The 12,746-nt window shown below is 69.5% G+C and carries 10 protein-coding genes; 1 reads left to right on the top strand and 9 read right to left on the bottom strand.

The features are described from left to right. The first annotated feature begins 207 nt into the window (after positions 1–207). Positions 208–3,474 (top strand): CHAT domain-containing protein, encoded by a 3,267-nt coding sequence (locus tag E1181_RS11205; protein ID WP_132673925.1) that lies wholly within the window; start codon positions 208–210, stop codon positions 3,472–3,474. Between the two features lie 70 nt (positions 3,475–3,544). Here E1181_RS11205 and E1181_RS11200 read toward each other — a convergent pair whose 3' ends face one another. Genes E1181_RS11200 through E1181_RS11160 form a run of 9 tightly spaced genes read right to left on the bottom strand, consistent with a single transcriptional unit; the run spans position 3,545 to position 12,734 of the window. After that, positions 3,545–4,462 (bottom strand): hypothetical protein, encoded by a 918-nt coding sequence (locus E1181_RS11200; RefSeq protein WP_132673924.1) that lies wholly within the window; start codon positions 4,460–4,462, stop codon positions 3,545–3,547. 37 nt (positions 4,463–4,499) lie between these two features. Continuing rightward, the gene (locus E1181_RS11195) at positions 4,500–5,018 is read right to left on the bottom strand and encodes a nuclear transport factor 2 family protein (RefSeq protein ID WP_235876683.1); all 519 of its coding nucleotides are present in this window, start codon (positions 5,016–5,018) and stop codon (positions 4,500–4,502) included. A 12-nt stretch (positions 5,019–5,030) separates the two neighbouring features. Further along, a complete protein-coding gene (locus E1181_RS11190; protein ID WP_132673923.1) occupies positions 5,031–6,134 on the bottom strand; it encodes an MlaD family protein in 1,104 nt (367 codons plus the stop codon). Beyond that, positions 6,134–7,306: an MCE family protein gene (locus tag E1181_RS11185; RefSeq protein WP_235876682.1), complete on the bottom strand. Its 1,173-nt coding sequence runs from the start codon at positions 7,304–7,306 to the stop codon at positions 6,134–6,136. The genes E1181_RS11190 and E1181_RS11185 overlap by 1 nt, the downstream gene beginning before the upstream one ends. Positions 7,307–7,329: 23 nt before the next feature. Next, positions 7,330–8,523: an MCE family protein gene (locus E1181_RS11180; RefSeq protein WP_132673921.1), complete on the bottom strand. Its 1,194-nt coding sequence runs from the start codon at positions 8,521–8,523 to the stop codon at positions 7,330–7,332. Continuing rightward, a complete protein-coding gene (locus E1181_RS11175; RefSeq protein WP_132673920.1) occupies positions 8,520–9,500 on the bottom strand; it encodes an MCE family protein in 981 nt (326 codons plus the stop codon). Before E1181_RS11175 ends, E1181_RS11180 begins: the two co-directional genes overlap by 4 nt. Beyond that, complete coding sequence (locus E1181_RS11170; protein WP_132673919.1) at positions 9,497–10,558, bottom strand: MCE family protein; 1,062 nt, start codon at positions 10,556–10,558, stop codon at positions 9,497–9,499. The genes E1181_RS11175 and E1181_RS11170 overlap by 4 nt, the downstream gene beginning before the upstream one ends. Next, entirely contained in the window at positions 10,555–11,898 is a 1,344-nt protein-coding gene (locus E1181_RS11165; protein ID WP_132673918.1) for an MCE family protein, read from the bottom strand. Before E1181_RS11165 ends, E1181_RS11170 begins: the two co-directional genes overlap by 4 nt. Next, positions 11,895–12,734: an MlaE family ABC transporter permease gene (locus E1181_RS11160; protein ID WP_132673917.1), complete on the bottom strand. Its 840-nt coding sequence runs from the start codon at positions 12,732–12,734 to the stop codon at positions 11,895–11,897. Before E1181_RS11160 ends, E1181_RS11165 begins: the two co-directional genes overlap by 4 nt. Positions 12,735–12,746 lie beyond the last annotated feature (12 nt).

Raw genomic sequence — 12,746 nt, 5'->3', positions numbered from 1 at the left:
TTCCCCTATGGGGCTGATGCCGTCGCGCAGAGCTAGTAGTTTCACCAACCGAAGCTCAGCAATTACATCCAACGGGGGGACGCGTCACCTCTGTGGCGATCCCACCTAGTAAACACATGGGCTACTCGACAAATACCTCCGCCGGTAACGTGAGACGACCACCGGCTTCCCCGACCGGTGCCCGGCAGGCCACAGGAGAAACGACCGATGACAGACGATGCAAGCCGCGCGAGCGAGCGGTTCCGCGGGCTGCAGCGTTGGACCGGAGGCAAGGACCAGAGCGGCCCTCAACCCCCTCAATCCAGTTGGTTCGCGCCGGAGGACGACGGTGAAGTCACCGCGGACGGCCCCGACGCACGACCCGGCGGTCCGCACACCGGCACCAACCCGGGCACCGGGACCAACCCCGGGTTCGGGACCAACCCCGGCTTCGGCAGCGGACCCCCCGGCACCGGGGGCCCCGCGACCGGCGGGCACAGCGCGGTCGGCGCCAAACCAGGGGGGACCGAGCGCCGCAGCGCCGAGCAGCGCTACGCGGACGCCATCGCGGCGATGAACCAGATCGTCACCACGCTCGACTTCAGCAACCTGCAGTGGGTCACCGAGGTCTTCCGCACCACCGCGGGCGTGCTGCGCGAGGACGACCCCGCCCGAGCGGGCGTGCTCAACAACCTCGGCAGCGCCGTCCAGCTGACCTACGTGCGCAGCCGCGAGCTCGCCGACCTCGAAGACGCCATCGGCTACTACCGCGCGGCGACGAACTCCGCGCACTCCGGCGACCGCGACCGCATCCTCTACTACTGCAACCTCGCACTGGCCCTGACCGACCTCGCGGGCAAGACCGGTCAGGCCCAGTTCGCAGCCGACAGCGCGCAGGTCGCGCGCGAAGCCGTCGAGAAGACGCCCAAGCGCGACCAGCGGCGCCCGATGGTGCTGCTGCGGCTGGCCAACGCGCTCAAGCTGCACGCCCAGCTCGCGGACTCGGCCGAATCCGACGAGGAATCCATCGCGGTGTTCCGGGAAGCCGCGCGGATCTCCCCGGCCAGCGACGCCACCACCTCCGAGCTGCTGATCAACCTCGGTGCCGCGCTGATGCGCCGCTACCAGCGCAACGGCGACCAGGACGACCTCGACGAGGCGATCAAGCACCTGTCCGCCGGATCGGGTGCGCTGCCCGACGGCGACGCCCGCCGCGGCGGCCTGTGCCGGTACGCCGAGGCGCTGCGGCTGCGCTTCCAGCGCAACGGCGACCTCACCGACCTCAACTCCGCGATCAACGAGCTGATCGGCGTCCTCGGCGTCCTCGAAGCCGGGAACCCGCAGCTGGGAATGGCCGTCTGGCAGCTGTCCGCCGCCACCGCCGAGCACGTCGACGCCACCGGCGAGGCCGGCCAGCTGCGCCGGGTGCTGCGACCGATCGCACCCGCCGTGCGGGCGCTGGCCACCGAGGACACCCACCGCGCGCTGGCGCTGGGCGGCTACGCGATCCTGCTGCGCAGGCACTTCATGCACGGCGGCGAGGCCAAGGCGCTGGACACCGCGGTCACCGCGGGCGAAGCGTCGGTCGAGGCCGCCGCTCCCTCCCAGCGCGCGCGGATGATCACCGCGCTCAACACGAGCCTGCTGGTGCGCTACGAGCACGTCGAGAACCGCGACGACCTGGACCGCGCGGGCGAACTGGCACGCGAGGCGGCGAAGTCCTCGGACTCCCAGACCCAGCACATCGCGTGGGTGCAGCTGGGCGCGGTGCTCGCGCACCGGTTCCAGCGGGCCGGGCGCGCGCAGGACGTCGAGACCGCGATCGAGCTGTTCGACCAGGCGCTCATCGGCATGCCGGACACCACTCCCGGGCGGGCTGCGGTGTCCATCCAGCTCGGCCGGGCGCTGCAGGCGCTGCACCAGCGCACCGGTCGCCGCCGGTACCACCGCTGGGCGCGCAAGGTGCTCACCGAGGCGGCCACCCAGGCCAACGCGCCCGCCGAGCAGCGGCTTCGGGCGGCCGCGCTCGCCGGACGCATCAGCGCTCAGGAGCAGCGCTGGTCGGAGGCCCTGGAGTCGTTCACCACCGCCGTCGAGCTGCTGCCGCTGATGACCCGCGGCAAGCGGGTCGTGGCCTCGCCGAGCGCGCAGCAGCGCTGGGCCTCGATCGTGGCCGATGCGGCGGCCAGCGCCATCGAGGCCGGCGAGCCGGACAGGGCCGTGGAGCTCATCGAGCACGGCAGGTCGGCGATCCTGGCGGACTTCCTGCCCAGCGGCGGCGAGCTCGGCTCGCTGCACCGCGAGCACCCGGAGCTCGCCGACGAGATCGTGCGGCTGCGGCGGTTGCTGGACCGCCCGGCCGAAGATCCCGACCTGGGCGACGCCGACGACCGCATGCGGCTGGCCGAGGCCTGGGCGGCGCTGATCGACGAGGTCCGCGAGGTCCAGCCGACGCACCTGCGGGTCCAGCGGTTCTCCGAGCTCAGCGGGGTCGGCGGCGACGGGTCGGTGGCGATCGTCAACCTCAGCCGGTACCGCTCGGACGTGCTGGTGATCTTCGGCGGCCGCGTGCTGACCGTGCCGATCCCGCACGCCACCCCGGAGAAGGCGGGCGAGCAGGCCCTCGCGCTGCTGACCGCCGCGCAGCAGGACGATCACGCCTCGATGGCCGAGGTGCTGGACTGGACGTGGGTGCGGCTGGTGCGCCCGGTGCTGGACCGGATGGGATACCTCAACACCCCGGCCGCGGGTGCGCGCTGGCCCCGGGTCTGGTGGAGCGCTTTCGGCGCGCCGGCCTACCTGCCGCTGCACTCCGCGACGGCGCACGCCGGCGCCTCGGCGCTGGACCGCGTCGTCTCGTCGCACACGCCGACGCTCGGCTGCCTGCTACGCGCCCGCACCCGGCCGGTGCCGGAGGGCGAGGCGCTGGTGGCGGCCGGATCCGCCGAGCAGGTCTCGCGCGAGCTGCCGCCGCAGAACCAGGTGCTGGCCCAGCACTGGCCGGGCGCGGAGATCATCTCCACCGAGAGCGCCAGCGCCACCGACGTGCTGCGGATGCTGCCGAACTACCCGTGGGTGCACATCTGCGAGCCGAGCTCGCAGTTCCCCGCCCAGCCCGCCGCCGGGATGCTGCTGGACCGCGACGGCCAGCGGCCGCTGGGCCTGGTCGAGCTGGGTCAGGTCGCGCTGGACAAGGCGGAGTTCTGCTACCTGGGTCAGGTCGCGACCGCCGCCGACCAGCCGTGCGCGGCTGCGCTGTCGCTGGCCTCGGCGCTGGGGTTCGCCGGGTTCACGCACGTCATCGGCACCCTGTGGGAGGTCGACGTGAACAGCGCGATCGAGGCGCACGCGGACTTCTACTCGGAGGTGTTCGGGCAGAGCGGGTACGGCACCGACGGTGCCGCCTACGCGCTGCACAACGCGGCCCGGGAGCTCCGCAACGCGCGTCCGAACGACCACGCGACCTGGAGCGCCCACATCCACGTAGGGCCCTGAGGAAGCGGTCACGCACGACGAGGGCGGTTCTGGTCGGACCAGAACCGCCCTCGTCGTTCAGCAGACCGGATCAGCGCAGCGTGAGCTGGGTGATCTTCCACTTGTCGCCCTGCTTCTCGGCGCTGACCGAGAGCTGAGCGGGGCCGATGTTGGACTCGCCTGTGTTGGCGCGCATCGCGTGCTGGTCGACGAAGACGAGGACCTCGGCCCGGTCGCCTTCCAGGCGCGTCACCGCGCTGTTCTTCACCGTGGTGGTGACGATCAGCTGCTGCTGCGGGGCCTGCTGCTTGACCAGGGCGAACAGCTCGTCGTACTTCTGCACGGCAGGGCCGACCAGGAGGTCCTTGGCGGCATTCTCGGTCTTGGCCGTGTCGTTGAAGTCGTAGGAGAAGAGCTTCTCGATGCCGTCGCTGACCTGGCCGTTGACCTCGCTGGTCGCACCCGCCGAGGTCAACGCCTCGTTCGCGGCGGGACCGGTGTTGTAGGTCGTGTAGGTCGAGACGCCGAAGAAGATCGCCAGCGCGAACAGCAGGGCCGTCACGCCCCACAGCACCCAGGGCTTGCCGGCGTCGCCGGACTCCGCGACGTCGGACTTCGAGCTCTCGGGCTCGGCGTCATCGGTCTCGGTCTTCTCCGGCTCGACGGCGGGCGAGTCCTGCGCGGACGACGGTTCGTCGGCCAAAACAGCCTCGCTGACCTGCGATTCCGGCTCAGCGGTGTCGGTCTCAGCGGTCTCGCTCTTGGCGGTCTCCGGCTCGGCGGCCGAAGTTTCAGCGGTCGCAGTCTCAGCGGTCGCAGCTTCGACGGCCTCGGGCTCGGCGGCCTCCGGCTGCTCGGTCACCGCAGTGCCGTTGACCTGGTCCTCTTCCTCCGCCTTCGCGGCCTCCTCGGAGGAGGCGGGTGAAGTGGGGCGTTTGCGCAGGCCGGCCACCTTCGGCCGGCGGGCCGCTGGCTGCCGGTTCGTGCCGGAACGGCGGTTGGTAGGCACTGGCTGTACTCCTCGAATCGCTTTCGGGTCTCGCCGTTCAGCCGACCGGGACGGTGCCCAGGCCGCTGATCTTCCAGACGTCGCCCTCACGCGTGAGTTCTGCCTGGTAGCGATCCTGCTTGTTGGCCGGGGGCTGGCCCTCCACGGTGACCGTGATCTGCACGACCGCGATCATCCGGGCCTTGCCCGCGTTCTCGTCGAGCTCGACGATGCCCGCGTCCAGCACGCGAGCGGTGGTGCTGCTCTTGGCCTGCTGGATCCGGGTGGCGTAGTCCTTGCGGCCCTTCCGGACCTCGTCCCGCAGCGCACCGGTGGAGTTGTCCTCCCACCGCTGCAGACCGCGGTCGATGTCCTTGTGGTCCAGGCTGTTGAAGTTGACGATCGCTTCTTGACCCTGCTGCAGCGCCTCGTCACGCGTCCCGGCGTAGGCCACCGAGGAGTTGTTGATGGCCAGCACCCACAGCACCCCGAGGACCAGGGCGCACACCAGGCTCACCACGAACAGCACCAGCGACAGCTTGGGCCGCCGGCGAGCGGTGTCGGCTTGAACGGTCACGTGTTGCCTCTCTTACTGCCCGGGTGCGTTCTGCGCGCCGCGCACTGAGGTCGGACTGCCCGGAGGCTCCGCGCAGTGCGCGTTCTTGTTGAGCGGTGCCGGCGACATGTCGGTACCGGTCCGCTCGGGTGTTCCCTCGTACCCCTTGGTACACGGCATCGGGTCGAACAGGTTGAGGACCAGTCCGAAGTGAGCGGTGCCATCCCCGGGGACGACGGTGTTGGAGACCGCGACCTGAGCCGGGTAGCTGATGAACAGCTGCTCCATGCCGTCGGTGTGCGCCGACAGCAGCCTCGAGGTCGTGGTCAGGTTCGCCAGCAGCGGCCCGAGCCGGGGGTTGTCCTTGATCAGGCCGGACAGCTGCACCGCGGCGGGCGGCGCCTTCTGGATGACGCCGCGCAGGTCGCCGTCGGAGCGTTCCAGCGACTGCGACAGCAAGTTCAGGTCCTTGCTGAAGGACTTGATCGCCGAGCCCTGGTCGTTCTGCGTGGCCAGCACGGTCTTGCCGTCCTCCAGCAGCTGCACCGTCTGCGGCAGGTGGTTCTGCGCCTGCGCGGTGAACTCCCGCGAGGTGTCCAGGATCGTCTGCAGGTGACCGCCGTTGTCGCGGAACGCGGTCCCCAGCTCGCTGACGACGGTGCGCAGCGAGTCCTGCGGCACCGAGTTGGCGAACGAGTCCAGGTTCATCATCAGGTCCTGGACCGGAAGCGGCGTGGTGGTGCGGGATTCGGCGATGACCGAACCCTCCTCGAGGTACGGGCCCTTGTTCTGCTTGGGGCGCAGGTCCACGTACTGCTCACCGACCGCGGACCGGTTGGTGACCACGGCCTCCACGTCGGCCGGGATGGCCGGGGCGTTCTCCTCGATGTCCAGCGGGACCTGGACGCCGTCGTCGGTGAGCTTGAGCTCGCCGACCCGGCCGATCGGCACGCCCCGGTAGGTGACCTCCGCGTTCTCGAAGACACCACCGGTGCTGGCCAGGTTGAGCGCCACCTCGTAGCCGCGGTTGCCGAACAGCCGGTCCAGGCCCGCGTACTTGAACCCTGCGTAGCTGCAACCGATCAGCGCGATCAGCACGAAGCCGATGATCTGGAATCGGGCTCGACGGGTGAGCATCAGTTGCCACCTCCGAACAGCCTGCCCAGCAGTCCGCCACCGGATTCCTCTTCCGGCTTCGGCTGGGGCGGTGCGGGTTGCTGGGGCTGCTGCGTCTGTCCGTTCAGCGGCAGCGGGAGTCCGTCGGGCGCCGGCAGCAGCGGCTGGCGGGAGCGCCCGAGGTTCTCCACGATCGTGCTCAGGTTCAGGTCGACCTTGAGGTACAGGTTGTTGTAGTCGCTGCCCCCGATGCCGTTCACCGCGTTGTCCGGGAATGGGAAGGTGACCAGGGTTTCCAGCGACTTCGGCAGCGAGTCACCGGCGGCGGCGAGCTGGTGCAGCGTCGGCGCGAGCTGGTTGAGGTCGTGCACCAGGTCGTCGTGCGACTTGTCGACGACGTTGGTGGCCACGCCCGAGAGCCGGTCCAGCGACTGCAGCATGGTCACCAGCTGCCCGCGCTGCTCGTTGAGCACCTGCAGACCGGGGCCGAGGTCGCGCAGCGCGGTGTCGATGCTGCCGCGCTGCTCGTTGAGCTTCGCCGAGAGCCGGTTGATGCTGTCCAGCGCGCGCACGATGTCGTTGCGCTGCGCGTCGAGCCCGGAGACGAGCTCGTCGAGGTTGTTCAGCAGGCCGCGGATGTCGGACTCGCGCCCGCTCATCGCCTTGTTGAGCTCCTGGGTGATGCTCTGCAGCTGCGCGACACCACCGCCGTTGAGCAGCAGCGACAGCGCGCCGAGGACCTCTTCCACCTCGGGGTTGCGGTTGGAGCGGTTGAGCCCGATGGTCGCGCCGTCGGTCAGCCGCCCGGAGGCCGCCTGCGGCGGAGCGGCCAGCTCGACGTACTTCTCACCGAGCAGGCTGGACTGGCGCAGCCGGGCGATGGCGTTGGCCGGCAGCTTCACGTCGCCGTTGACGGTGACGGTCACCTCGGCCTCCCACGTCCCCGGCGCGAGGGCGATGTTGGAGACCCGGCCGACCGCGACGTCGTTGACCCGGACGCCCGCGTTGGGCACCAGGTCCAGCACGTCGGCGAAGCGGACCTTCACGTCGTAGGGGCGGCTGCCGACGTCGGCGCCACCCGGCAGCGGCATGTCGTAGACGCCGCGGGAGGCACAACCCGACAGCGCCAGCAGGCCGACCGTCGCGACCGCGCCGACCTTGACGGCCGAGGAGCGGGTGAAGACGGATCGCACCAGACGAGTCAAACCGGACCGCATCACCGGCCACCTCCAGCGGGCTGAAGTCCGTTGGTCAGCGGCAGCGGCAACGGCGGCAGCTTGCCGTTCTGCACCGCGTTGAGCGATTCGGCCAGCGTCGGCAGCTTCTCGCTGCCGGCCAGCACCGGGCGCAGGGCGTCGCAGGCGCTGCTGACCTCGAGCGGGACCTGCTGCGGCGTGGACTGGTCGAGCAGCTTGCACACCGCCACCAGCGGCGGCTGGTTGAGCTCGTTGAACATCGCGCGCTGGTCCAGCGTTCCGGAAGCGCCGTTGTAGGAGTTGTTCAGGTTGCTCATCGCCAGCGGCGCGGTGGTCAGCGACTCGTTGAGCGCCGCCTTCTGCTTGACCAGCACGGCGGCCACGTCGTGGAGCTGGCTGACGTTGGACTGCACCTCGGAGCGGTTGTCCCGCACGAAGGACTCCACCTTGCCCAGCGCCACGGACAGCTCGGCCAGGGCCGCGCTCATGTCGTTGCGCTCCCCGGCGAGGTTGCTGCTGACCTCTTGCATCTGCGTGTTGAACCTGCGCATCTGGCCGTCGTTCTCGGCCAGCATCCCGGTGAAGCGCTGCAGGTTGTCGACCGTCTTGAACAGCTCGTCGCTGTTGCCCGACAGCGTCGTCCCCGCCTCGCCGAGGTTGCGCAGCGTCTCCGACAGCGCCTTGCCGTTGCCCTCCAGGTTGGCGGCACCGGTGTTGAGCAGGTCGGTCAGCGCGCCGTTCTTGTTGGCCCCGTCGGGTCCCAGCGCCTTGGTCAGGTCGTTGAGGCTGCGGTAGATGTTGTCCAGCTCGACGGGCGTCGCGGTGCGCTCGGCGGGGATCACCGCGTCGTCGCCCAGCTTCGGTCCTCCCTTGTAGACCGGCGCGAACTGCACGTACCGGTCGGAGACGATGCTGGGAGAGACCGCCACCAGGCTCGCGTTGGCGGGGATCGCGGTGTCGCGGTCCACGCTCAGCGTGACCTTGACCTGCTTGCCCTGCGGCGTGACCTCGTCGATGGTGCCGATCGGGACGCCGAGGACGCGCACGTCACCGCCCGGGTACAGGCCGACCGCGGCGTCGAAGTAGGCGGTGACCTTGCGCTCCGCCGCTCCGTAGAACAGCCACCAGCCGCCGACCGCGCCGAGCAGCACGACGACGATCCCGATGGTGAGGACCTTGGCCAGGTTCGAGCTCTTCGAGGGTGCGTTCGTCATTGCTTGCAACCCTCCTGGTTGATCGGTCCCACGGCGGGCGGCAGCAGACCGCAGATGTAGGTGTCGAACCAGCGCCCGTTGCCGAGGACGTTGGAGAACAGCCTGGTGAACGGTGCGAAGGTGTTCAGGCTCCGGTCCAGGTTCTGCTGGTTGCGCTGCAGCATCTTGGTCACCTTGTCCAGCTGTTGCAGCGTCGGCCCGAGCTGCGCCTGGTTGTCGTCGACCAGCCCGGTCAGCTGCTGCGACAGCTCCTGGGTCCCGGTCAGCAGCGACGAGATCGAGTCGCGGCGCGCCCGCAGCTCCTGCAGCAGCAGGTTGCCGTCGGAGAGCAGCTTCTCGAAGTCCTCGTTGCGGTCCGCGAGCTGCTGGGAGACCTGCGTGGTGTTGTTCAGCAGGTGCTCGATCTGCTCGTCGCGCGAGGAGATGGTCTTGGACAGCTGCGAAAGCCCGTTGAGGGCCCCGCTGACCTCGCCCGGGGTGTCCTTGAACGTGCTCGACAGCGTCTCGAAGCTCTTCGCCAGCTGCCTCGTGTCGATCTGGTCGACGTTCTTGGACAGGTCGCTGAACGCCTCGATGACGTCGTAGGGCGACATGGTCCGGCTCAGCGGGATCGGCTGGTCGTTGTCGAGCTCCTTGGAGCCCTGCGAGTCCAGCGCCAGGTACTTCTGGCCGAGCAGGGTCTTGACCTTGATCGCCGCGGTGGTGTGGTCACCGAGCTCGGCGTCGGAGACCCGGAAGCTGACCAGCACGTGGTCGCCTTCGAGCTCGACGTCGGAGACCGTGCCGACCTTGACCCCGGCGATCCGGACCTCGTTGTCCTCGCGCAGTCCCGCGGCCTCGGTGAACTGCGCGGTGTAGGTGGTGCCGCTGATCAGCGGCAGCCGCTCGTAGTTGGCCACCAGCAGGAACGCGAGCACCAGCACCAGGATGCCGGCGACACCGATCTTGAGGGGGTCGCGCTGGGAGAAGGATGTCATGGCTGGCACCTCGGCTGGGTCACCGGCATCAGCGGCAGCGGCAGGTTGATGTCGCCGACGCCGACGTTGCCGGAGGTCTTGCACAGGAAGAAGTTGAACCACGACCCGTGCGAGGCGGTCCGGCTCAAGCTCTCCAGCTTGTTCGGCATGTTGCGCAGCACCCGGTCCACCAGCTGCTCGTGGTCGTTGAGGTTCTTCGACACCTCGCCGAGGCCGGCGATGTCCTGCTGCAACCCGGGCCTGGCGTCCTGCAGGAGCCCGGCGGTGGTGTTGGTCAGCCCGTCCATCGCGGTGATCGCGCTGCCGATGGAGTCGCGGTCCTCGGCGAGTCCGGACACCACCTGCCGCAGCTGGCCGACCAGCTCGGAGAGCCGCTGGTCACGCGTGTTCACGGTGTCCAGCACGCCGTTGAGGTTGTTGATGACCTCGCCGATCACCTGGTCGCGGGAGGCGATGGTGGTCGTCAGCGAAGCCGTGTGCGACAGCAGGCTCTCCACCGTGCCGCCCTCGCCCTGCAGCACCTGGATGATCTGGTACGACAGCTTGTTGACGTCCTCCGGCGACAGCGCCTGGAACAGCGGCTTGAAGCCGCCCAGCAGCACGGTCAGGTCCAGCGCCGGCTTGGTGCGCTCCAGCGGGATCGTGCCGCCCACCGGCAGGTACCCACCTTGGACGGTGCGGCCGGAGGCGCCGCCGGAACCGGAGGTGGGCGTGGCGCCCTGCTCCAGCGCGATGTAGCGCTGCCCCACCAGGTTCCGGTACTTGATCGTCGCGGTCACCGAGGACGGCAGCCGCCGGTCGGCGACGTTGAACTTGACCTCGGCGACCTTGTTGTCGACGAGCTCGATGTTCTCGACCTCACCGACCTTCACACCGGAGATGCGCACCTCGTCGCCCTCGTTGAGGGCGGTGACATCGGTGAACCGCGCGGTGTAGGAGCTCGCCGAGCGCAGGTCCTGGTTGGCGATCGTCATGATCAGCAGGCCGGTCGCGAGCGAGGTGATCACCACGAAGACCAGGAACTTGACCAGTGGTCCGCGAATGCTGATCCCGTTCATCGGTAGCTCACCTCCGCACCTCGCAGGACCGGGCCGACCAGCAGGCTGCCCCAGCCGGGAACCTCCGAGGAGGGACGGCCCAGAGCGGGAGCCAGCACGGTGGCGACCATGTCGCGCTCAGCCGGCGAGTTGACCCACTGGGCCGCGGTGCCCGCCGGCGCCGACTGGGGAGTGCTGCCCGCCGGCGGGTTCAGGCCGCCGTTGGCCGGACGCGATGCGGGCGGGGGAACCGAACCGTCCTTGAACGGGCCGTCCGGCGGGTACTCCGGCATCGGGTCCAGGTGCTCCATGAAGTTGTAGCAACGGGGTCCGCGCGTGTCGCCGAACTCCGGCTCGTCCTGGTTCGGGCGGTACTTGCCGCGGTGCGGCGCGACTTCCAGCGTCACGTGCAGGCCGGGCTCGTTGGTGCCCTCGCCGAACGCCTGGCGGATGCGCGGGACGAACTCCGCCATCTCGCCGAGGAAGCACGGGTAGGACGGCGAGTACTTCGCCAGCACGTCGAGCGTCGGGCGCTGGGCGTCGGCGAGCTGGATGATGTTCTGGCCGTTGGCGTCCAGGAACGTCGTCAGGTCACCGGACGTGGTGGTGAGCTGCCCGGTCATCTTCTGCAGGTTCTGCTTCTGGTCCACCAGGGTTCGCGCCGTGGTGGAGAAGTTGTCCAGCGCGGAGATGATGTCCGGCGCGGCCTGCTCGTAGGTCTGCGCGACGCCCACCAGCTCCCGCAGGTTGTCCCGCAGGGCCGGCACCGACGGGTTGAGCCCGTCCAGGTAGGTGTTGAGCTGGGACAGCGTTTCGCCGACCTGCTCACCGCGGCCCGACAGCGCCTGGTCCAGCGCGTTGAGCGTGGCCGACAGGTCGTCGGGGTTCACCGCCTGCAGCACCGGCATGGTGTCCGCCAGCACGGTTTCCAGCTCCAGGCCCGCGCGGGTGCGGTCCTGCTCGATCACGCCGCCGGAGGCCAGCGTCTTCGACGATGGCTTGTCCGGCATGTCCAGCGCCACGTAGCGCTCGCCGAACAGGGTGCGCGGCAGCAGCTGCGCGGAGACGTTGGCCGGGATCTTCTCGGCCATGTCCGGCTGCAGCGCCAGGTGCAGCTCGGCGCCCTTGCCGTCGGACTTCACCTCGACGACCCGGCCGACGATCATGCCGCGCACCTTGACGTCGGAGTCCGGCAGCAGCTGGTTGCCCGTCGAGGCCGCCTTGAGGATGACGTCCGAGGACGCCGTGAACGCCTTGTTGTAGAACGCCAGGCACAGCACGACGAACATGACCATGCTCATCAGCAGCGCCAGACCCATCACCCTGCGCTTGACCGTGGTGACCGCTCCCCGCGCGCTCATCCGGTGATCCGAACGGTCGTCGTGGTGCCCCAGATCGCGAGGCTGAGGAAGAAGTCCAGCAGAGCAGTGGTCACGATCGCGGTCCGCACCGCGCGTCCCACCGCGACGCCGACCCCGGCGGGGCCGCCGCTGGCGCGGTATCCGTAGTAGCAGTGCGTCATGATCACCACCACGCTGAAGATCAGGACCTTCCCGAAGGACCACAGCACGTCCTCGGGAGGCAGGAACAGGTTGAAGTAGTGGTCGTAGGTGCCCGCCGACTGGCCGTAGAGGTAGACCGTGACGCCCCGGGCCGCGACGTAGGACGTCAGCAGGCCCAGCACGTACAGCGGGATGACGGCGACGAAGCCGGCCATCACGCGGGTGGTCACCAGGTAGGGCAGGCTCGGCACGCCCATGACCTCGAGCGCGTCGATCTCGTCGGAGATCCGCATCGCGCCGAGCTGGGCGGTGAACCCGGAACCGACCGTCGCCGACAGGGCCAGACCGGCCACCAGAGGCGCGATCTCGCGCGTGTTGAAGTACGCCGAGATGAAGCCGGCGAAGGCGGAGGTGCCCAGCTGGTCGAGGGCCGCGAAGCCCTGCAGGCCGACGACCGTTCCGGTGAACAGCGTCAGACCGATCATCACGCCGACCGTGCCGCCGATGACCGCCAGAGCGCCGCTGCCGAAGCTGACCTCGGCCAGCAGGCGCAGCGTTTCCTTGGCGTAGCGCGGGATCGCCCGCGGAATCCACGCCAGCGATCGGATGTAGAACGACATCTGGTCACCCAGGTCGTCCAGCATCTCCACCGGCCGTCGGGCCGCGCGCTTGGCGCGCTGCGAGATCGTCACCATGTTCCCATTCCC

It is taken from the genome of Saccharopolyspora terrae (assembly GCF_004348435.1).
Taxonomy (GTDB): domain Bacteria; phylum Actinomycetota; class Actinomycetes; order Mycobacteriales; family Pseudonocardiaceae; genus Saccharopolyspora; species Saccharopolyspora endophytica.
Note: the sequence above shows the minus strand (reverse complement) of the source record. Positions and strands in the feature narration are given on the sequence as shown.